The organism is Petralouisia muris (genome assembly GCF_004793545.1).
Classification (GTDB): Bacteria; Bacillota; Clostridia; order Lachnospirales; family Lachnospiraceae; genus Petralouisia; species Petralouisia muris.
Genome location: NZ_SRYA01000039.1, coordinates 22616 through 44957, shown reverse-complemented (window position 1 = coordinate 44957; position 22342 = coordinate 22616). Strand labels below are relative to the sequence as shown.

Genomic DNA, 22342 nt, shown 5'->3' with positions numbered 1-22342 from the left:
TTCCGTAAGCGGTTCATATGTTCATTCATCTCCTTCACACTCACCTGACAGTTATATCCGCCTTTTCCCTAACGCTCAATGCCATAGCTTTTGGCTACAGCACCTTAGGGTGGTTTGAAACCTCCACCTGCATGGCGGTTCCGGCGGGCCCTCCGCCATCATCTGTACAGCATAGCTGTCTTCAAGCAGCTACGCTACTTGGACTCGCCTTCGTGGCGCACCGTCGTCCGCATATCTCACGAACCGGTGCCCCCTGCGTTCCAGTTCCTTATCCAGCTCATTCAGCGTCACGTTCCCACACAGCGGACTTAACGGCCCGCCCTGTGGCACGCCTTCCTCCGTTTTCTCGAAAAATCCCTTCTGCAATACTCCTGCGTTCAGGTATTTGTGTATCAGCGATATGACACGTCCGTCCTTGATTGTCCGTGACAGCACTTCTATCAGCTTGCTGTGGTTCACTGTATCGAAGAATTTCTCCAAATCCATGCTTACCACATACACATACCCTTCGTCTACATTCTTCTTGCAGGCCTTCAATGCGTCATGCTGGCTCCTCCCCCGCCTGAACCCATAGCTGTTCTCTGAAAACTGTGGTTCAAACAGCGGCGTCAATTCCTGTGTAACTGCCTGCTGAATCAGGCGGTCTACAACTGTTGGTATTCCTAATTTCCTGACCTTGCCTTTCTCTTCCTTGGGTATTTCTACCCTGCGGACTGGGTTGGGTTTATATTTCCCTTCCCGTATCTTCCGGATGATTTCGCTCTGGTTTTCTTTCAGGTAGGGTAGAAGTCCATCCACCTGCATTCCGTCTATTCCGCCTTTGCCTTTGTTTGATTTCACTTTCCTGTAAGCCCTGTTTAAGTTGTCTTTCCGTAAAATCAGTTCCAGTAGATTGTCCGTCCAAAAGTCCGTGATGATGTGGTTGTTTTCAGTAATCCGCTGATAGACGGACACTCCTGCATACTCTTTCTGTTCCGCAGATACCATTTGCAGGTAGTCTTCCATATGAAGTTGTCTGTTCTTAAACCCATCTTTGGTCACATTCATTTACTCACATCTCCTAAAGTTCAGTCCTTCCCACCACATTTGCAACCGTAGTGGCACTATGACCTCTGCTGACTTCTCGTGGTAAATCTTGTTTCAACCGCTCCTGCGAATGTTCTATCACTTTGGATGCGTCCACGAGACCTCCCCGGGTACTCACACGCTCTTTCCCTCTTATACTCACTCCATAACTACTAACTACAGTTCCGTGCAGTTATCGGACTTTGGTTTGTTTGGCAACCTTATCCCTGTATTTAGCCTCAAATGTAGCAAGCCAGAGTTTTGCCTGATCCTTTCTTCAGATTCCACCTCACGGTGGACACCCTTGGCTTCGGCTGTATCCTTCCCACTGCCGGGCGGATTGGGGACTTTCACCCGTTAGAACGTGTGCCCACCGGGCACACCAAAAAAATAACTGCCAATGTTTTCGCATCAGCAGCTATCGCTTTAGTTCAGTGTATTAAATTTGGCTATTGGTTATTTTTACCCTCTTCCTTAATCCTGTAATAATCATCCATACTCAGGCTCAGTTTCAAATGGGTATCCAGCTTTGCATTTCGGTTTCCCAAGAGGCAGACAGTCTCTATATTAGCAGAAGCCGGAAACATATCCACACAGCAAACCCGCTCCACCATATACCCCCTTGCCTGCAGCACCTCCAAATCCCTTGCCAAACTGGTAGGCTTACAAGAAATATAAACCATTTTCTCTACGCCATATCGGATAATCCTCTCTAAAGCCTTAGGATGAATTCCTTCTCTGGGCGGGTCCAGTACGATTACATCCGGCTTTTGTTCAATCTGTTCCAATGCCTTCATTACATCTCCTGCAATAAATTCACAATTATCCAACTGATTCAGCCGTGCATTCTCCTTTGCCGCTTCCACTGCTTCTTCCACAAGTTCCACGCCAATCACCTGTTTCGCCGCAGGCGCAAGAATCTGGGCAATAGTCCCTGTACCGCTGTACAAATCATAAACAATCTTTCCATTTCCGGCATCCGCTATATATTCCCTGACCGTCTCATACAAAACCTCTGCTCCTAACGAATTAGTCTGGAAAAAAGAAAAGGGGGTAATACGAAACCGCAGCCCCAAGAGTTCTTCATAAAAGTAATCCTGCCCATACAGAATTCTGGTGCCCTGATTGATCACGGCATCTGCCAAACTGTCATTATGAGTATTCAAAATCCCTGTAATCTTTCCCTCTAATTCCAACGAAAGAAGCATATCCCGAAATCCTGTCAGCAGCTTTTCTTCCGCTTCCCCCTGAATCTGGGTAGTCGTCACCAAATCCACCAGAATCTCTCCGGTTTTTGCCCCTTTGCGTACCAGAAGATGACGTAAATATCCAGTATGATGCATCTTATGGTAATAGGGAACTCCTCTATTTCCTTCCGAATCATCCATAGGATTTTCATAATTTTGAAAATAGGATAATGCCGCTGACAAAATCTCAGAATAATCCTGATCCACAATTCGGCATCCATGCACCGTCACAATATCATGAAAACTTCCTCTCTTATGCATTCCCAGTGACAAAGGGCCGTCCTTATAGCTGTCTCCAAAAGAAAACTCCATCTTATTCCGATATTCAAACTGCCTTGGGCTTCTCCTGATCCCCTCAAATTTCTTTTCAAAAGGCAAGCTGCTGTCCTCATCCTCATAATGAGCACACACCGGTTTCAGCAATTCTTTTACTTGCTGTTCTTTCAAATCCAGCTGAGTTTGATAGTCCAAATTTAAAAAAGTACATCCACCGCAGACGCCGAAATGTTCACATGGCACGGATTCCAGTTCCAAAGGAGATTTTTCCAAAACTTCCAAAAGCCTGCCCTCTCCCTTTCCTTTTCTGACTTTATTGATGGAAAAAGATATTTTCTGCCCTGACGTTACATTTTTTACCACAACAGTTTTGCCGTCTTCTAATTTGATGATTCCCTTATTGGGAAATATAACCTTTTCCACCCTGCCAACATATGTCTGTCCCTTTTTCATATTTCCTCCTGCATCCTTCAAAATTGCTTTATCCAAAAAGAACTCCCGCATGTTATGCGGGAGTTCCAGAATTGATTCCTATTCTTCAGTTTCATCCTCATCATCAAAGAAATCATCTTCAAAATCATCTTCGAAATCATCCTCAAAGTCTTCCAGATAATCCGGCGTAAAGAAACGATAGATACCATATGCGATGGCTGCCACTGCTACCACTGCTCCTGCAATTGCACAAACCCAAAGTACCTTTGACTTCTTCTGCTCTTCTTCCTGTTTGTGTAACAACTCATTCAACTTCACTGTACTTAACAATTCATCAATCTTTTCTCTGCTCATGATAACCGCTCCTTCTCCTCTTTTTGGGGGTTGATGTCTCAACCAATTGTTCTTATAAGTATAACACATATTTATCTATTAGCATACCAATTTTTTGAAATTTTATACTTTTTTTAGTTTTGCAAAAGAAGCAAACATTTTTTTCGTCCCTACGCGGTCAAATGCCACTGTTACCTCATAGTCTCTGCCGCCTTCCACAATCTGCAGCACTGTACCCTCTCCAAATTTCATATGCTTCACTCGATCCCCGCTGCTGTAATCTAAAGCAATCTTATCGGTGCTGCTGCTGGCAAATGAATTGCTTTGCCGGGATTGATAAATATTTCTGGTGCTGAAAATAGGCTTTACCTTGGAAGTAGCCTGCCGGAAAGACTGTGCGGAAGATTCCTGCTCGTCTTTTTGCTTCTTCTGAGTCCGCACCATGCCACCCAACAGATTTCCGGGAATTTCCTTTACAAAACGGGATACTTTATTATATTGCGTTTCTCCCCGAATCATACGCTGCTTTGCGCAGGTAATCGTAAGCTGAGTCATTGCGCGGGTAATTCCTACGTAACACAATCTTCGTTCTTCTTCCATCTCCAAAGGATCATCAGAAATAATCGTCATATAGCCGGGAAACATGCCATCCTCCATTCCGGCCAGATATACGTTAGGAAACTCCAGTCCTTTCGCACTATGTAATGTCATAAGAACGACATAATCACTGCCCTCCTGCAAACTGTCAACGTCCGCAACCAAAGCTACCATTTCCAGGAAACCGCTTAAAGTAGGCGTCTCTTCTGATTCCTCATAAGCAACAGCCTTGCTCAGCAACTCATCAATATTTTCAATCCGGGCCTGGGCCTCATCTGTGCCCTCTGCTTCCAATTCCGACACATATCCTGTCTCTTCTATGATTTCCTGCAGCAATTTGGCTACACCCAAGTACTCTACTTTACTCCGCATAGTTTGAATAAAATTCACAAACGGCCTGATTTTCACTCCTGCCTTGCCAATGGTAGATATCTCATCCGCCCCCCGCAGCGCCTGATAAAAACTCAGTCCCTGCTCTTGCGCATAAGCCTGTACGCGGCCTAGCGTTGTTGCGCCAATGCCTCTTTTGGGCACATTTATAATCCGGCGGACTGCTAAATCATCCCGTCCATTATCTATGGTTTTCAAATATGCCAGCAAATCCTTGATTTCTTTTCTAGCATAGAAATTAATTCCGCCTACAATTTTATAGGGAATATCAGAAACCACAAATTTTTCTTCAAAGAGACGTGACTGGGCATTCGTCCTATAGAGAATTGCGCAGTCTCCAAAATGGCAGCCGCTCTCTTTCACTTTTTTTCTGATATCCGCTGCAATATAATCTGCCTCTTCATAGGCCGTCTCAAACTGCTGGAAATCTATTTTCTCCCCTTCGCCGTGATCCGTCCACAGAGCTTTTGCCTTTCTCCCCACATTATTGGCAATCACACTGTTTGCAGCATTTAAAATATTCTGCGTAGAGCGGTAATTCTGCTCCAATTTAATCACTTTTGCATCTGGATAAATCTCTTCAAAATTCAGAATATTCTTAATATTAGCGCCCCGGAATTTATAAATAGACTGATCATCATCCCCTACCACACAAAGATTCCGGTATTTATCTGCCAACAATTTAATCAAATAAAACTGCGCCGTATTAGTATCCTGATACTCGTCCACCATAATATAGCGGAAACGCTCCTGATAATAATCCAGAACTTCTGCATCGTTACTCAAAAGTTCCACGGTTTTTACAAGCAAATCATCAAAGTCCAGCGCATTGTTCTTCCGCAGCGCCGCCTGATATTCCCGATATACTGCAGCCTGTCTCTCTTTGGCAAAATCACCTGCTGCACGCAGCGTAAAATCTTCCGGAGAAATTAATTCATCTTTGGCTGATGAAATAACTCCCAAAAAACTTTTCTCTTTATAAATCTTCGTATCTATCTGCAGACGTTTACAAATGTCCTTCATCAATATCTTCTGATCATCCGCATCATAAATCGTAAAATTTGTGTCATACCCCAAGCGATCGATATAGCGCCTTAAAATTCTCACGCAGGTGGAATGGAACGTGGACACCCAGATGCTCTCTGAACCAAATCCCACCAGACTGTCAATACGTTCCCGCATTTCTCCTGCCGCTTTATTCGTAAAGGTAATCGCCATAATGTGCCAGGGATTCACCCCCTTCTCCTCGATCAGATAACATGCTCTGTGGGTCAGCACTCTGGTTTTCCCGGAACCTGCGCCAGCCAGAATCAGTACCGGGCCTTCTGTGTGAAATACCGCCTCCTGCTGCATGGAATTCAAATTATCATACATACTCATATTTTTTCCTCTCATATCTCAAACATATGTTTATTATAGTAAATAATTCGTCATTTTTCAACCTGTTTTCTACCATCTTCCAGAAAAAATAATAAAACACTTGTTATCCGGTTTTTATTACTATATAATATATCCTGAGGTGAAATAAATGACAATAGATGATAAAGATTTACTGAACAGTATTCTGGACAGCCTTGCCCGGATTGACTACATTAAGCCGGAAGAGCTTCCCAACATAGATTTGTACATGGATCAGGTTACCACCTTTATGGACGCTCAGCTCTCCGTATCCAAACGCCATCCGGATGACAAGGTACTCACAAAGACAATGATTAATAACTATGCAAAAAACAACCTGCTTCCGCCTCCGGTCAAGAAAAAATACTCCAAAGAGCATCTGCTGGCTCTGATCTTCATTTATTATTTTAAAAATATTTTAAGCATCGGAGACATACAGGGCATTCTGAATCCCATTACAGACCAGTATTTTGCTGCTGATTCAGACCTCAATCTGGAAAGTATCTACTCCGAGGTATTTCGCCTGGCAGAGTCCGAAATCCAAAATATGCAAAAAGACATTACCCGGAAATACCATACCAGCCAACAAACATTTTCTGAACTCTCCGGGGATGAACAGGAACGGCTGCAGCGCTTTTCCTTTTTGTGCATGCTAAGTTTTGATGTTTACATTAAAAAACAATTGATCGAAAAATTAATTGATGCAGAGGTCTTCGCAAATGACAAGCCTGCCGGAAAACACACAAAAACTTCCGCAGAAGACAAATCCGCCGCAAAACGGACAAAAAATCTTTCCGAAGACAAGCCTGCCGGAAAGCGCACAAAAAATCAAGAAAAATAATTTAATCTCTAAAAGCTGAAAATGTCCGGTTAATTATTAAAAACCGGACATTTCCGACTTATGTATTTTCCCAGCCTAAATCTTTCCTTTATCCAGCCCTGTAATGGCTGGACTGTCACATTCTGACGCTGACTGCCCCATTAGGCTAATTATCATTTTTTCCCATTCCCGTTCTGGCAAACACCATATCATATCCGTCATTTCCATAATTCAGGGAACGATTTACTCTGCTGATTGTGGCTGTAGAGGCTCCTGTTTTCTCTGCAATATCCAGGTATGTTTTCTGCGCCCTAAGCATTCTTGCCACCTCAAACCGCTGAGACAGTGACAATAATTCATTCACTGTACACACATCTTCAAAAAAAGTATAACACTCCTCTTTGTTTTCCAGACTCAATATTGCTTCAAACAAATGGTCTACGGCTTCTGTCCTTAATTTTTTGCTCATACGCCATTCTCCTTTATGTAGTACTCCTTTTATAATTCTGTCTTATAAATGCTTCTCTGGTGATTTTAACATACTAAAGTTATGAAGTAAATACATATTTTTATCTTTCCTGAAAACACTATCCTTGGACTGTATTTCTCATGTATACATATTCCTGGTTTGAATGCCGCGCACTATACCAAATCTCCTCTGTTGATATACTCTTTCAGCAGTTCACGGTGATAATTTACCACCATTTCTCCTGGAAATCCAACCATTTCCAGCATTTCCTTGGCAAATTCATGATTTCCCACCAGCACATCTGCATGGGCGTCAGAATCCATCACAACAGGAACTTTCCACTCCATGCACAATTCCAGCATTTCCCTGTACTTTTCCCTGGGATCTCCCCGAAAACTATTGGGAGACAGAGATGCATTATTCACCTCAAGAATCACGTGATACTCCCTGGCAGCCTTTACCAACCTTTCATAATCAATTGGAAAACGTGCATCATCAGGATGGGCAATAATATTGATATAAGGATTCTTCATAGCCGCCACATAGGTGTCTGTATTCTCTTTTGCCGTTCCTGGCGTATAACAGGGCAAATGAAGGCTGGCAAATGCCAAATCCATCTCTCTTAACAGCGATTCCGGCAAATCAACACGTCCTGCATCATCAAGAATATTCAGCTCTGCACCATATAATACGGTCATATCTTTATATTTTCTCGGCAGCACCCGAAAGTTTGCAAAATACATAGTATGGCAGCTGCCAGGCATGGCAGGCGCATGTTCGGTAATCCCGTAAATTTCAAGTCCTCTCTTTTCGGCTGCCTTTATCATCTCATTGCGGGTATTATAAGCATGTCCGCTCATCAGTGTATGTGTATGCAAATCCATTTTATCCAGCATATTTATCCTCTTTTCCTTTCTCACTCTGTTCTTACATTTTAGCTGTTTTATTCTGAAATTGCAAGATAATGACCATTCATTTCATCCACAAATCCAGAATAAGAAATTACATACATTTTTCACATACACATCTGGAATAACAAAAGGCACACATTTTTTCTTTTTTTCATACTCTAATAAAAATGAAGCAGAAAACATTATTTTTTTGCGCAAACGCCAAAACAGAATGGAGGAATTATGAAAAAGAATCTTTTACATGCTATTTCACTGGCATTATGCCTTACTGTGCTCTTTACGACTGTCTGTGGCTGTTCCCAAAAATCAAAAACGCCGTCGAAAGAAACTTCCAGCCAAGCTTCCGATACTGTAGACGAGGATTCCAAAAATACTCCTGTGGATATTACCTTAAATGAGGTCGCACATTCCATTTTTTATGCACCTATGTACGTTGCCATCGAACAGGGATATTTTGAAGAAGAAGGCATTAATCTGACGCTTGTCACTGGATTCGGTGCAGATAAGACCATGACTGCCGTTCTCTCCGGCGAAGCAGATATTGGATTTATGGGACCGGAAACTACCGTTTACACTTACAATGAAGGTTCAGCAGATTATGTAGTAAATTTCGCCCAGCTTACCCAGCGCGCCGGCAATTTCCTGGTAGCCCGGGAAGAAATGCCCGATTTTTCCTGGTCTGACCTGTGTGGAAAAGAAGTTCTTGGCGGAAGAAAAGGCGGCATGCCTGAAATGGTCTTTGAATACATCTTACGGCAAAATAAAATTGACCCTGCCGCAGATCTCTCCATTGATCAAAGCATTGATTTCGGCTCTACTGCAGCTGCATTTTCCGGCGGAAAAGGAGACTTCTCTGTTGAGTTCGAGCCAGGCGCTACTGCACTTGAGACAGAAGGAGCTGGATATGTGGTTGCTTCTCTGGGAATCGATTCCGGCTACGTTCCCTATACGGCCTTCAGCGCAAAGAGCAGCTATCTGGAAAAAAATCCGGATGTGATACAAAAATTCACCAATGCTCTTCAAAAAGGCATGGACTACACACTCTCCCACAGCCCGGAAGAAATTGCCGAAGTCATCGCTCCTCAATTCAAAGAAACAGATATGGAAACACTGACCTCCATTGTAGCCAGATACCACCAGCAGGACACATGGAAAGAGAACCTCATTTTTGAGGAATCCAGCTTTACTTTACTTCTGGATATTCTTTCAGAATCCGGAGAACTCACCAAACGTCCTGAATGGGAAAAATTAGTCGACACTTCCTTTGCAGAAAAAGCCGCAAAATAGACGGATTCTGCACGGTTCAGGCAAAGAACTGAATTCTGCACTGCCCAGGCAAAATCGGCGGATTCCTCACTGCCCTGACAAAGAACTGGATTAACAGTATTCTATTTTCTCCTGACAGAGAAGAAGGTTTTTCCGCCTTCTTCTCTGCTTCTTTTCCCAGCTCAGACCTTCGGCATTTGGATACCATAAGATTTTCAGGATTATTCTTCCTCAAACAAATCAAGCGGCAAATGCAACTTCAAATTTATTTTCTGCAGTGGGAAAATCTTGCCAGAAAATCCTGTCCATTCCCCTGCCTGTTCTCTGACATCCAATCCTGTACTGCCAGCACATCTTCATGGGTAAATTCCCAGGTTTCCGCCGCCGTTTCATTTTCGAGAATCCGCTTCAGATATGCATAATTTTCCGGCTCACGCCAAACAGAATTTTCTTCCAGCGTATCCAGATATTTCTTGGAAATATAGCGGACATAATATTTCGGCATTTCCGCTATCGCTGCCTCTTCATCCGTTACCACTAATTTCACAGTTTTATAAGAAGTTTTTTTGTATGCATCTGTCACCTGATAAGTAATCTCAAATTCCGTTGTGGATTCTGTCTGCATCTTAATCACCTGACTGTCAAAATCTTTCAGATTTAATTTATCTGTTATATTTCCATCCTCTGTATCCCTGGCTGCGGCACGTCCTGTCAGAACCTCTTCTGTAATTTCACCTTTGTTTGCCTCTTCTTTAAAATAATAAAAGACATCTTCACTGATAATTTCCGGATAATTGTTATACTTTACTTTTACCGGAAATTCCTCTTCTGTAGTATTCCCATTAGAATCTGTCACTGAAAATGTCACCATCACTTCCACTGTTTCTCCTTTTTCCAACTTCAAATAGTAGGTATCCAACAGAAAATCCTTGGGCACATCCGTTTTGTACACTTTCTCATAAGCAGGCTGGCTCCCATTGCGGGATTTCGGATAATTGATTTTGATAATCTTCACCTTATCATTCAAATCCGGTTGATAGGGTCTGTTTTCCTTATGATTATCTTCTTCATCATGCACTGTCAGACAATCTACCAGATTTTCCCTGGTAACTTCCTCTCCTTCATAAAATTCCAGACTCTTTCCTGGTGTTACGGCAATGGTGGGAAATGCATTCCACTTTGCCAGAAAATTAATATATTCCTCTGCGTGATTTTCCTTTTTTCCTGGATCTTCTACCTGATAAGAGTCAACTGCCTCTAGGGTTCTGTTTAAAAGCGCCTGTTCCTCTTGCGCCTGTCTGTAAATCTCCAATGCCAACTCCTGTTCCTGCTGCCGATAAGGTCTGCCGGTACTAAGCTGCCATCCTGCAAATGCATACCTGACCCTGCACTCATAAGGCCGTCCATCTTCTGTATGCTTGGTTTTCATTTCTTCTCTGACAAATCCATTTTGCCGGAACCGATACATATTTTCCAGTGGAACGTCATACTCTAGTATATTTTTACCAGAAGTCGCTCCATTTCCGCTGTATGCCATGTTCACGTCTCTATACTGAAAATACCGGTATACGCTCCCTGGAGACTGAATGTTTTTCAATTCACTGCACCCTATGTACCGATACAGAGGATATGCCGTATCCAGAGTTCCCCATAAACTTCCTGCAGCAGCTCCGCCCTGAGCGATTTCCTTTTTCTCTTTCGTTCCAAGCTTAATAAGAGTACGGAATCTACCGCCTTTATAATACACTGCCTGGTCAAAAAGAACCTTTCCTGCCCCCGACACTTTCAAATGATAAGCTGCACCTTCCTGGGGCGTCAACGGCAAAGTAACAGATTGTGTATTTCCTGCAGAACCAGAAGCAGAACCTCCTGCAGCAACAGAGCAGAACCGGCCAATCGCCGTCCCCGCCGGTTTCCCAGTAAGGGACACTGTAATTCCTGTTTGTCCCGCCTTAACTGTCACCTGATCTTTTTCCCCGGCAATCAGGATTCTTGTGCTTTCCCTGTTATCCCCTGCTGTCTTTTCAAAATCACAGGGAACATCTGCATAATCCTCGCAGGAAATCAGACAATGATAACGGGCATACCAGGTGGCGTTTCCAAGCTGCTTAAAATCTGAGATTCCTGCAGAAGTCATTTTCCCTGACGCATCAATCATCTGTACGCCACCTGCTTCAGCATCGTAATATCCCTGAAAAATGTATCCGCTTTTCTTTGGAACCACAATACTTCCTGTTCTTGTTTTGTCTTTTAAAATGGCAGTGCATCCCTTATCGAAATACCATCCATTCTCATACTTTTCATAAATAACATCTGTTCCACCTGCTTCTAATCCGGTCAGCTTCTTATCCAATGTAACTGAATAAAGATTGGGTTCCCACTGAGCGTACAGCAGCCGGCTTCTGTCTCCGCTTTTCAGATCAGCAGCATAGTCCAGCATTCCATAGACTTGATTCTCATCATAAGATACTCCCGTTCCATCTGCGGCAGTGTTCCATTCTGCCCCTGTCCGCTTGGAATAGCCCATTTTTGCCAGGCCAAAGGAAGCGAATTTTTCCGGCGGGCTGGCAGGCGTTTCATAACTCCAATGATTCACATAAGTTCCAATCTGATAGGGCTTTCCTGCAGATGTTCCACCGTTCGCATGATACGTTACCGCCAACTTGTTGGGCCGCCACTGGGCATACAGGGTAATAGTTTCCTTGTGGGCATCTGTCAGATTCTTTACACACTCTCCCCCTTCATATGCCGTTCCCTTTCCATTTGACGCCATATTCCATCCTGCAAAGGTATATCCCTCCCGAACAAAACTGTTTTTCCGTAATGTAAGGTTCTCGTCATAGACAGCCGGCTGCGACTTCATAGTTCCGATTCCACCGTTCGCATGATACGCCACCGTATACTGGTTGGGTTTCAGATAAAATCCGTACATGGAATGATGAAACTCTCCGGAAGCCCCATAATTGGTCATTCCCACATTATTGGTGTCAATGGCAAATTTAAAATATCCGTCGCCCGTCCAAGAGACTTCCCCTTCATCCAGTTTGGAATCCTTTTTCTGTATCTGGCTGTTTTCTTTTTCAATATCCATTCCTTTCATATCATGAAATACAGAATTATCAAAATACATACGATATCCTTTTACCGTAAACATAAGCTTTCCGCAAAGCATATAGTATCTTTCCTTGTAGGGATATCCCTGGGGCCTAAGTGACTCCAGATTGGGCGCAGGCTCTCCCATTACAGGTTTAATCCCCAGTCCATCCTGCCTTGTTTTCTCCCAGTTTTTACCTTTTTCAATTTCCAAAGAATAATTGTCTTTCTCACTGCTGGCTTTGTCTCCCCGCACTTTAATCCATTCCACCACATGATCAAGATCCTTTTTGGGCATTTTCCCTATATATGTCATTTCCCAGGCAATATCCTGTGACTTCTGTGCGGTAAGCTTGGGTACACTCATATTCAGCTTATACCAATGACCGTTTTCTGCACTTTCCCCCTGTTTTCGCACAAAAATATAAAAATATCCATTTCGCACCACATACTTTTCATTTTCCGCAGCTTTTGCTGCTGCAAATACCGGAAGATTCATTTCTTCGAAAAGCAGCGTGCCATCCGCTTCCTTCTGAAATGCATCTGGCTTCTTCATTCTCTCTTCTTCAGGACACAATTCCTGATCCTGAATTTTCTCTTCCTTTTTAGGCATATACCGCTTGCCGGTCTCCTCTTCCTTTTGTGACGTCTCCTCCTTGCTGGCTTCCTCTTCCTTCTGAGACATGTCCCGCTTGCTGCTTCCCTCTTCTTGAAACATGTCCTGTTCCTGAACTTCTGCCCTGCGGCAAGGGGTACCCCGTTCCTGAATCGTTCCTGAACTGGAAAGATTTATATTTCCCATCAGCAGCACAAAAGACAGCAGCACACTTACTATTTTTGTTTCCATATTTCCTCCTTGCATACAATATTGCTTTCTCTCCCGCCCGGTTAGGCAGCAAGATTCATAAAGCACACAATACTTTAAATTTCCCTTTCTTCTCATCGAAAAACAGCTTCCAGCACAAGATTATCCTCTGCTGTCATATGATCCAGCGCACATTCCTTCTGTTCTCCCTGCTTTGACCAGTAGCAAAAAACTTTTCCTTCTTTTCTGGGTGTTTCAGGCTGAATGATTCTTCCTCCTTCATATAGGGAATACCTGGAATAAGTTTCCCCATCCACCAAAAAAGTGACCGTATGATATCCCTTTTTTCCAGAATACTCTTCTAAAATCACAGATTTTCGGCATACTGCTTTCTTCTCCTTCCCCAGAATCGTCCGATACCTTTGCGTAACCCTCACATCCAGTATGCCTTTTTTTGTATCTGCCGTGAGAATGTCCACCTGAAGCTCAGAGTCTGACTCTATCTGGGCTAACAGGAGCCGATGGAAATCCGTTATCAGCTCCTGGTATGCTTCCGTTTCGTAAGAATAATAGGTTTTTTCCTGTCTCAACCGCTCCAGTGACTGTTCTATCGCTGTATTCAACGATGTTTCCATTTCATTTTTCCGCACATTTTTTCCACTGATCCCCAACACAATTGCAACCACCATAACTACAAGCAATGCCAGGAATATACCGTATACCGTATGTTTCATGTTCCTCCCTATCTGTCATCAATCAGCAGCATAAATTTTTTGACCGTTGGTTTCTTTTGCCCATCTGCCGTCCGAAGTTCCAGTACATAGGCACCCCGTCTCAAAAACACTGCCGTATGTCCTGCCTTGTCATACCATTCCATTCTGCTGATTCCGAATGCATCCTGAATATCCAATACCTGGACATCCAGGTGATTCCCTTCTTCATCCACTGCTTCAAATGCCTGATTGATCCGGACTTTTTCTCCTGTTTTCCAAATACTGGCGCCTTTTCTGACCAATTCCGGCGGTTTTCTGGCACAAATCCATTTTGTCTGTGCTATGTCCTGATACTCCGAATAATTCTCCTTTTCCGTTTTCATCTGCTCTCCTAACCGGGAAAGCAATGCCATCCCTGCCAGAATACCCAGCAGCATTGCGCACACAATTCCGGATAAAAGAAGATCAGACATCCCTTTGCTTATCTGTTTCATAGCTTTCCCCTTCAGCAAATGCTCTGGGAAAATCCCAGAATCACTCCGTACAATCCCGAACTTCCCAACACAAAATCTACTGCCATACCCAAAATCATCATTGCCGCTATTCCTCCTGCTGCCACTCCTGCATACTCATCTATGATTTCTCTCATAATTTTTCCTCCTGTTTCTGCTCATTTCCTGATATACTGCCGCATATTTCCATGCTTCCTGCGGGGATTCCTGTAAACAGGACAAAGCCACTCACAGCCTGAAAATTAGCATATTTCCATGTTTCCTACAGGAATTCCTGTGCCAATCCTTATATTGCAAGGCTCAGTATATAACCAAAGATACCAAGAACCCCTCCCCCTGCAATAACATATACAATTGTTCCGCCAAATTCCTCAAAAATGGTTTTCATATTTCCTCCTTATCTTGCAAACCCGCGCACTTCATGGGCTGACGCCAAATTTAAAATGGAAATGGTATAATCAAAAGACAAAATCACTTCCGCCATTCTCTGATTTCCTTCCGCATCATAGACCAGTTCCGCTATTTCCAACTGATATCCTCTCTCCTGAGCCTGGCTTTTGCAGGCGGAGATAACCTCTGCATTAAAATTGCTGCATTCTATCTCACTGATCACATCCGCGTGGTAATTTCTGGCGGCAGTCACTTCTATTCCGGCCGACACAACGCCAATACCCACCAGACCCATAATCAGCAGGAAAAACAGACCCAGATACGTTTTTAACACTTGTCCCATCTATTCTTCTCCTTTGCAATCAACTCTTTTCCCCTGCTGTCCCTTCGCTTTGCACAAAATCCTTTCGTCCTCTTAATTTCTAAACTTATATCTTTAACTGTCCTAAAAATACTACCATAAATACCACCATATTCACCATAGTCTGGAAAGACACGGTAATCTGAGGCAGATAGAAAATGCTGTTGATCCCGGCAAGGCTTTTCTCATTCGAAAGCTTTTCTGACTTGTCCAGCATTTTGCTGTTTCTCTGCACTAATATCTGAATCTGGCTCTGTGCATCTCCGCTTCCCGATTCCGAAATCGCATAAAGCATCTTCATAGAAGACTGCACGGAAGAAAGCTGGAACATTTTCAGAAAATCCAGATAAGGCTCAATAGCGTCCGGCCGGCTCTTCAGGCTGTCTGACAACCTCTGCAGTTCTTCTTTTAATACTGCCGGGGCATGTTCTATCGTTTTCTCAATGGAAACCTGAACATTGTTTCCCTGCATCAGCAATGCCATTTCCATCAGCCATGACGGGAATACCCGATTAATTTCCTTCACTACTCTGTCATAAGCAAGCCGGTATCCCATTTTATGCTGATTCAGCAGAATCCCGCCGGCTCCAGCTGCCAGCAAAGCTCCAAAAGGATGCCCAAGCCCCCAGACTCCTAAACCAAACAGACATAGGCTTCCGCCCAAAATCAGGCTCTTATTCCTCTCCTTTTTCTCATCAAATTCCATAACCATACGGTAATATCCGGACAATTTTTCTTGCTCTTTATTTTCCTGTATGAGCCAGCTTCTGGCAATTTCCTTGTTCGCTTTTCGAAAAATTAAAATATTCAGCAGAAGATACAGCACTGTGGCTGCCTGAGTCACCGGATGTTCCACAATCGTGTACTGAGCCGGCATAGAACGGTATACGCTGTGGAACACAACAGCCAGAATCATCGTGACCGCCAGAGAAAAAATTACTTTTGTCCGGGCCGCCTTCTTGTCCTCCTGCAGAAGCAGTACATTGTCTGCCCAAACTGCTTTATCCTGCAGCAAAAGATCGATTGCTTCTTTGCAGGAGCCTCCATTGCTTTCCACCATACGCAAATACTCATGAATGGACGGCAGACGGTTTGCCGGATACTCACGTTCTATGAGTTCCAATGCCTCTCCATACAAATCCCACTGATACTTTCCCTGTTCAATATAATCCACCGCCTCACAGATTGCATTATGCATGCGTCCGGTTTCAAACAGGGAACTGGTATCTTTCAATGCATTGACAATTTTAGGATTCATTCGAAAGGAATACAAAATCTGCTCCATATAATCCGAAACATCCAGAAAGCACTTGTGTTCATACATTTGCTTATATCCATCCAAAATCAAAAAGGGCAGATTCCCCAGACACACCACTGCCAAAATCAGTATAAAATACCAGTGCAGGGAAAACAAAATTCCGCACCCCACTGCCCCTGCCAGGGCAGTAAACAGAAACATCACATACCTTCCCATCGAAAAGCTGTAGCCGTAACTGTCAATCTTTTTCTGCAAATTCTCCGGATGAAGCAAATAACATATACTGGTTTGTTTTCTCTTATTTCCTCTTTTCATTCTTCCTCCCATTCTGACTTTGCCGCCTTCACCAGTTCCACATCCAGCGGCTCGTAGGGACAGGTCTCCACACATTGAAAAGGCCTGGATATTCCTGCTCTGTCCATACGCTTTAAAATATCCTTGGGTATATTCCTGGAGATCAGTTTTCCGTCCTCCACCAGCATGTAAATATCATTTTTCCCATCCAGGCGATCATAAAAACACATCTGATCAATATACCGCTCCAGCATTCCCTGCTCATTTTCATACTGGCGGATCAACACACCTACGCTGATAAATTCATAAATATAATTTTCCAGACGGTCTGCATCTCTGGATCTTCCTATCATGTTCATAATCCGATCCGGCAAATTCCGTAAATCATCCAGATGCAGTGTAGTAAATCCATATACTCCTGTAGACCACTGTTCCAGCAAATACTGCACTTCCGTAGATCTGGCTTCTGACAGGATAATCCATTTGGGATTCTGCCGCAGGCACAGCTTTATGGCGTCGGTATAACTCAGCTCCTTACTTACCTGCAGCTCTACACAGTCATTTTCCGGATTGATCTCATGAAAATGCATCTCCAGATTATCCTCAATGGTAATGGCTCTCTGGTTCGCGGGTATAAAACGTGAAAAAAATTTAGCGCATTCTGTTTTTCCCACTCCCGGCTCCCCACAGAAAGCAAAATTCATCTTTGCTTTCACACAATTAATCAGCAGACTCAGCACCTCCACGGAACAATACCTGCTGTCCAGCATACTTTCCACCGTATGCCGCACCTTAGGCAGCGATTTGCGGATGCATATGCTTCTGCCTGACACCGCCGCCGATTCATGGACAATACTGATACGCAGCTCATTGGTTTCTGCTTCCAGCACATTGCTTGCCCGGTTGAAAGGCTTATTCACCCGGTTGGCAATCCGGTGGGTAAACCGCTCTACAAATTCCTCTGTTACTTCCGCTTTGGCCCGGTATCTGCCCTTTTTCAAGTCTGCAATCCACAAGGTCTGCCCGTTAAAATCAATATCCGTTACATTTTTATCCTGAATATACGAATAAAACGGCCCAAATTCCGCCTCCGTTAATTCCCAGTTGTATTTCATAGTCCCTCCATTCTGCATCTTGCATCATCTGTACCAAAACATACCGATGAACGCAAAAACCTATTTTCGGATTACCAGGCTTTGGCCAGCTCCCGGCGGCTATCCGGCTTGCCGCTATGCAAAAATTGCATAAGCCTGCCCGCCTTGCCTTGCCGCCGGATCTCTGGCTTCCTGCTGGTTTAAGAAACGCTTGCTTTGTCAAATAATTCTTTAATCAGATTAACGAAAGCGCTGTGCACCGGCCCATCCGCAGCCAGCAACAGTCCCACAACGGCAATTAATGCAATAATTGCAACAGCCGTAATAATAATTCCGCTGTACTCCTCAAAAATGACTTTCATGCAATTCCTCCTTTCCGCGGACAGAATCATCCACTGTTTTGTTGTACATTTCATGCATTGGTAATTGGCGGAACAACCTGCCAATTGATTAAGGCTGAAAGTTCTTCATCCTTATGCAGAAATTAAAGATTGTGTGTGCCGGCCAAGAAATAGCCGGCGGTAAGATTAGCTGGAACATATACTCTGGATATATTCCGCTGTAATAAATCTGTAACCAGAATTGCTTCTGTGCTGGTATTGTAACTCCTGTTTCTGGAAAAAGCAATTATGCATATTCCACAAATTTTTTTCGCAAAAAACAGCCCTGGGAAAGCAAACTAGCTTTCCGCAAGGCTTTGGAATGTCAAAAGACTCTAAATATTTGTTATTTTTTTCACCGCTTCTTCCAGATAAGAATTTTCTAATTGATGGAACTTCCCTTCATCTGCCAGCCGGGCATACTCAGGATTCAGCGGCATTTTTCCAAGCACCGGAATATTCCGCTTAGCCGCCGCTTCCTCCAGATGGCTTTCCCCGAATATTTTAATCTCTTTTCCGCAATCAGGGCATTTCAGGTAACTGTAATTTTCCACAATGCCAAGCACCGGAATATTCATCATTCCGGCCATATTGATCGCTTTTTTTACAATTAAGTGCACCAGTTCCTGAGGAGATGTTACAATTATGATTCCATCCACCGGAAGGGATTGAAACACCGTCAAAGGCACATCACCGGTTCCAGGCGGCATGTCTACAAACAGATAATCCAAATCCCCCCAATAAACATCATGCCAGAACTGCTTTACAGTTGACGCAATTACAGGCCCCCGCCAAACGACCGGAGCTTCCTCATCATCCACCAACAAATTCAATGACATAATTTTCGTGCCGTCCTGGGCCGGAATCGGAAACAATCCCATATCATTTCCTTCTGCCGGACCATGAATCCCATACATTTTCGGAATAGAAGGACCTGTAATGTCTGCATCCAAAATTCCCGTCTCATACCCCTGTTTTCTCATAGCGGACGCCAGCGACGCCGTAACAAAAGACTTCCCCACGCCCCCTTTTCCGCTAACGATCCCAATGACTTTTTTCACGCTGGAAAAGGGATTCAATTCTTCTATAAAACTTTGAGGCCCGCCTCCATTACGGCTGGGACACCCTTCACAACTTTCTCTTGAACAGCTTGATGCACTGCTGCACTCCTGATTCTCTGCCATTTTGTTTCCTCCTGTTTGATAAATATTACTTTCACAGAATCTATTATAAGCATATCCGGCAGAGAAGTATATAACTTTTTGCAATTTCTTTTGTTATTTCTGATTTCCCGGGATTCCTGCCAATATCAGATATTGATTATCATTTTACAATTACTTGCATGCGGCTCTTTACTCCGTCTTCTTTAGCATAAATATAGGCTTTTCCTGCATCATTTGCTGATATGTTTCCCTGTTCGTCCACGGAAGCAATACTGGTGTTTGAGCTTGAAAATACCGGCTTATTTCCGGAAGAAACCGTTACGTTCACTTTTCTGGTCTCCCCTCTTGCCATGATGATTTCACTTTCTGCAAATTTAACCACAGGCTTTTTCACTGTAACTTCACAGCTTTTGCTTACGCCATCCACTGTTACGGTAATAACTGCGGAGCCATTTTTTACTGCTGTAACTACGCCGTTTTGTTCTATTGTTGCAACACTTTTCTTATTGCTTTTCCACTTGGGCGCGCTGTTTGAGGTTGATTTGACTGTTAAACGCACTTTCCTGTTCCGGTACAGAGAAACAGACCGTTTACTCAGACTGACCGTGGGCTTTTTCACCGTAACCCTGCAGCTTGCAGATATTTTATCCACAGTTGCCGTAATTGTGGCAGTTCCCGGCTTTTTGGCCGTGATCACTCCGTTTTCGTCTACCTCGGCAATGCTTTTTTTACTGGTTTTAAAGGTTACGGGATGCCCCGTGGAAGAATTGACTTTTAATCTGGCGCTCTGTCCATTTTCCAGAGAAATTTCCTTCGCGCTTAGCTGAATCTTTGTTTTCTGCACTGTAACTGTGCAGCTTGCCTCCCCATTCTTAATCTTTGCCGTGATTTTTACCGTTCCTGCTTTTTTCGCTGTAATTTTTCCATAGGTATTAACCGAGGCAATTTTGGAATCACTGGATGAAAAAGAGGGCTTTTTACCGTTCGTGGTAAGGGCAAGAAGATAACATTCGTCTCCGATTTTCACCGTTTTGGAATAAAAATTTAAGACCACGGCTTCCAGCCCGGAAGCCGCATAAGCTGTCATTGACTGACTTATGGAAAGAAACAGCACGGATATCATGCAGCATACTGCAAATGCTGTTCTCAAGACTTTTTTCTTCACTGATGTAACTTCTGACATAACATTCCTCCATTCCTTATGGCAGGAATCCCGGTTTATATCAGAAATCACAAACCTCTGGTCTGTGATTGTTCTAATATAACACGGAATGCTATGAATGTAAAGAGGTTTTACGGCAAAATTTTCCAGAAAAATTCCAACGTAACTATCCTTTTGTAATGCCAAAATCCCGAAACGCCGGCCCGGCAATAGAACGCACTGCCGGCTAATTCCCGCATTCAATACTGATTTCATTAAATGTCCTAAGAATATCCTCCACCTTCAGCTTTGCCTTTTCTTCTCCTGCAAAATCCATTACTGCAGTTCCCTGATGCATCATTAGGAGGCGATCCCCGTATTCCACCGCATACCGAAGATTATGGGTAACCATAATTGTAGTGACCTGCTTCTGTTTTACAATTTTCCCTGTCAATTCCATGACAAGCTCTGCGGTTCTGGGATCTAAAGCCGCCGTATGTTCATCCAGAATCAGGAATTCAATGGGCGTCATTGTTGCCATAAGCAATGCCAGAGTCTGCCGCTGTCCGCCGGAAAGAGCTCCTGCCTTTGTTTCCATTTTATCTTCCAGCCCCAAATTCAGGCTTTGCAGCATCTCCCGGTATTTCTCGGCTTTCTTCTTATTCTTTCCCTGCCCCAGCCCGTATCCTTTTCCCTTATGATCTGCAATGGACATATTTTCAAAAATCGTCATGGAAGGGCAGGTGCCCTTGGCCGGGTCCTGAAATACTCTTCCAATCTTCCTGTGGCGCTCAAAATCTTTTTTGCCGGTAATATCCTTTCCATTTACCAGAATCTGCCCTGCGTCCGCCTCTATGCTTCCGCAAATCAGATTCAGCATAGAGGTCTTTCCGGAACCATTGCTGCCTACCACAGACATAAACTGCCGATCCGGAATCACAAGGTTAAAATGCTCAAACAAACACAGCTCATTTACCGTTCCCGGATTGTAATGTTTCGTAATATTTTTCAATTCAAGCATTCTTTTTCACCTTCTTCCTTCTCTCATTTGCAATTACCAGAATCAGTAAAAACAGAACTGATGTTACCAGCTTTAAATCCTTGGACTGCAGATTAATTACCTTCATATAGCGGAGAGCCAAAGCCACGCAGGCTTTATAGAGTATGGAACCAATGATTACGCTGCTGGTCACCCGAAGCAGCGTCGCTTTTTTTAACAGGCTGGTTCCGATAATCACGCTGGCCAGCCCAATGACTACGGTCCCTGTTCCCATGGAAATATCAAAAAACCTCTGCTGCTGTGCAAACAGACAGCCTCCTAAAGCGGTAAGCCCGTTGGCAATGGCAAGGCCAATCATTTTTACCCTGCCTTTATCCACTCCCATAGATGTAACAAATACATCATTATCTCCCACGGCCTGCAGCAAATATCCGGAATGAGTGCTTAGATACCAGTCCAAAAGATATTTCACCAATATGGCAATCACTGCGATTCCCAGCAATGTGGCAGCAGGCGCCAATGCATTTCCTGCAATTCCCTCGGTAAACCGGTTGTCAAAAACAGTTGCTTTGTTGTACAGAGGGACATTTGCCTTACCAGTAATTCTCAAATTAACAGTATACAGTGCCGTCATCATGATTATGCCGGAAAGCAAATCCCGCACCTTCAATTTTACATGAATCAGCCCGGTTAATATCCCCACAAACGCTCCCGCTCCAAAACTAACCGGAAGGGTCAAAAGCGGATGGATTCCTTCTGTTATCATCACCGCTGCAATAGCAGCCCCCATAGGAAAGCTGCCATCCACGGTCAGGTCCGGAAAATCCAGGATTTTATAGGTAATATACACTCCTAATGCCATTACTCCATAAATAAGCCCCTGTTCCAGTACACTTAAAATCAGCATCATATTATCACTCCATCTGTCTTTTTC

Annotated in this window: 20 protein-coding genes; 2 read left to right on the top strand and 18 right to left on the bottom strand. The window is 43.7% G+C overall.

Annotated features, from left to right (window positions below):
* Window positions 1-189 precede the first annotated feature (189 nt).
* The 4 genes from E5329_RS17640 to pcrA form a co-directional block, all read right to left on the bottom strand.
* Window positions 190-1047, bottom strand: a complete 858-nt coding sequence (locus E5329_RS17640; RefSeq protein ID WP_330572238.1) for a reverse transcriptase domain-containing protein — start codon at window positions 1045-1047, stop codon at window positions 190-192.
* A 467-nt stretch (window positions 1048-1514) separates the two neighbouring features.
* A complete protein-coding gene (rlmD, locus tag E5329_RS17635; protein WP_135990761.1) occupies window positions 1515-3041 on the bottom strand; it encodes a 23S rRNA (uracil(1939)-C(5))-methyltransferase RlmD in 1527 nt (508 codons plus the stop codon).
* Window positions 3042-3119: 78 nt separating this feature from the next.
* Entirely contained in the window at window positions 3120-3374 is a 255-nt protein-coding gene (locus E5329_RS17630; RefSeq protein ID WP_135990760.1) for a hypothetical protein, read from the bottom strand.
* A 102-nt stretch (window positions 3375-3476) separates the two neighbouring features.
* On the bottom strand, window positions 3477-5720 hold the full coding sequence (pcrA, locus tag E5329_RS17625; RefSeq protein ID WP_135990759.1) for a DNA helicase PcrA: 2244 nt from the start codon (window positions 5718-5720) through the stop codon (window positions 3477-3479).
* A gap of 148 nt (window positions 5721-5868) precedes the next feature.
* Here pcrA and E5329_RS17620 point away from each other — a divergent pair, with 148 nt between their 5' ends.
* A complete protein-coding gene (locus E5329_RS17620; RefSeq protein ID WP_135990758.1) occupies window positions 5869-6579 on the top strand; it encodes a DUF1836 domain-containing protein in 711 nt (236 codons plus the stop codon).
* A 145-nt stretch (window positions 6580-6724) separates the two neighbouring features.
* Here the strand turns inward: E5329_RS17620 and E5329_RS17615 are convergent, their stop codons facing one another.
* Together E5329_RS17615 and E5329_RS17610 are read right to left on the bottom strand one after the other, a co-directional pair.
* Entirely contained in the window at window positions 6725-7027 is a 303-nt protein-coding gene (locus E5329_RS17615) for a YerC/YecD family TrpR-related protein (protein ID WP_135990757.1), read from the bottom strand.
* 173 nt (window positions 7028-7200) lie between these two features.
* On the bottom strand, window positions 7201-7923 hold the full coding sequence (locus tag E5329_RS17610; RefSeq protein WP_135990756.1) for a phosphatase: 723 nt from the start codon (window positions 7921-7923) through the stop codon (window positions 7201-7203).
* A gap of 237 nt (window positions 7924-8160) precedes the next feature.
* Here E5329_RS17610 and E5329_RS17605 point away from each other — a divergent pair, with 237 nt between their 5' ends.
* On the top strand, window positions 8161-9225 hold the full coding sequence (locus E5329_RS17605) for an ABC transporter substrate-binding protein (protein ID WP_135990755.1): 1065 nt from the start codon (window positions 8161-8163) through the stop codon (window positions 9223-9225).
* Window positions 9226-9469: 244 nt separating this feature from the next.
* Here E5329_RS17605 and E5329_RS17600 read toward each other — a convergent pair whose 3' ends face one another.
* From E5329_RS17600 to E5329_RS17555, 12 genes are all read right to left on the bottom strand, one after another.
* Entirely contained in the window at window positions 9470-13144 is a 3675-nt protein-coding gene (locus E5329_RS17600) for an InlB B-repeat-containing protein (RefSeq protein ID WP_168356670.1), read from the bottom strand.
* Window positions 13145-13236: 92 nt separating this feature from the next.
* Window positions 13237-13836 (bottom strand): InlB B-repeat-containing protein, encoded by a 600-nt coding sequence (locus E5329_RS17595; protein WP_135990753.1) that lies wholly within the window; start codon window positions 13834-13836, stop codon window positions 13237-13239.
* 8 nt (window positions 13837-13844) lie between these two features.
* Window positions 13845-14309, bottom strand: coding sequence for a hypothetical protein (locus E5329_RS17590; protein WP_135990752.1), 465 nt, complete (start codon window positions 14307-14309; stop codon window positions 13845-13847).
* 11 nt (window positions 14310-14320) lie between these two features.
* A complete protein-coding gene (locus E5329_RS29880) occupies window positions 14321-14464 on the bottom strand; it encodes a hypothetical protein (protein WP_168356669.1) in 144 nt (47 codons plus the stop codon).
* Between the two features lie 260 nt (window positions 14465-14724).
* Window positions 14725-15060, bottom strand: a complete 336-nt coding sequence (locus E5329_RS17585; protein WP_135990751.1) for a hypothetical protein — start codon at window positions 15058-15060, stop codon at window positions 14725-14727.
* Window positions 15061-15145: 85 nt separating this feature from the next.
* The gene (locus tag E5329_RS17580) at window positions 15146-16651 is read right to left on the bottom strand and encodes a hypothetical protein (RefSeq protein ID WP_135990750.1); all 1506 of its coding nucleotides are present in this window, start codon (window positions 16649-16651) and stop codon (window positions 15146-15148) included.
* A complete protein-coding gene (locus E5329_RS17575; protein WP_135990749.1) occupies window positions 16648-17745 on the bottom strand; it encodes an ATPase, T2SS/T4P/T4SS family in 1098 nt (365 codons plus the stop codon). Before E5329_RS17575 ends, E5329_RS17580 begins: the two co-directional genes overlap by 4 nt.
* Before the next feature lie 179 nt (window positions 17746-17924).
* On the bottom strand, window positions 17925-18086 hold the full coding sequence (locus E5329_RS29875; protein ID WP_168356668.1) for a hypothetical protein: 162 nt from the start codon (window positions 18084-18086) through the stop codon (window positions 17925-17927).
* A gap of 353 nt (window positions 18087-18439) precedes the next feature.
* Entirely contained in the window at window positions 18440-19288 is an 849-nt protein-coding gene (locus E5329_RS17570) for an Mrp/NBP35 family ATP-binding protein (RefSeq protein WP_135990748.1), read from the bottom strand.
* Between the two features lie 139 nt (window positions 19289-19427).
* On the bottom strand, window positions 19428-20450 hold the full coding sequence (locus tag E5329_RS17565) for an Ig-like domain-containing protein (protein WP_135990747.1): 1023 nt from the start codon (window positions 20448-20450) through the stop codon (window positions 19428-19430).
* Between the two features lie 205 nt (window positions 20451-20655).
* Complete coding sequence (locus E5329_RS17560; RefSeq protein WP_135990746.1) at window positions 20656-21429, bottom strand: ABC transporter ATP-binding protein; 774 nt, start codon at window positions 21427-21429, stop codon at window positions 20656-20658.
* Window positions 21422-22318, bottom strand: a complete 897-nt coding sequence (locus E5329_RS17555) for an ABC transporter permease (protein WP_135990745.1) — start codon at window positions 22316-22318, stop codon at window positions 21422-21424. Before E5329_RS17555 ends, E5329_RS17560 begins: the two co-directional genes overlap by 8 nt.
* Window positions 22319-22342 lie beyond the last annotated feature (24 nt).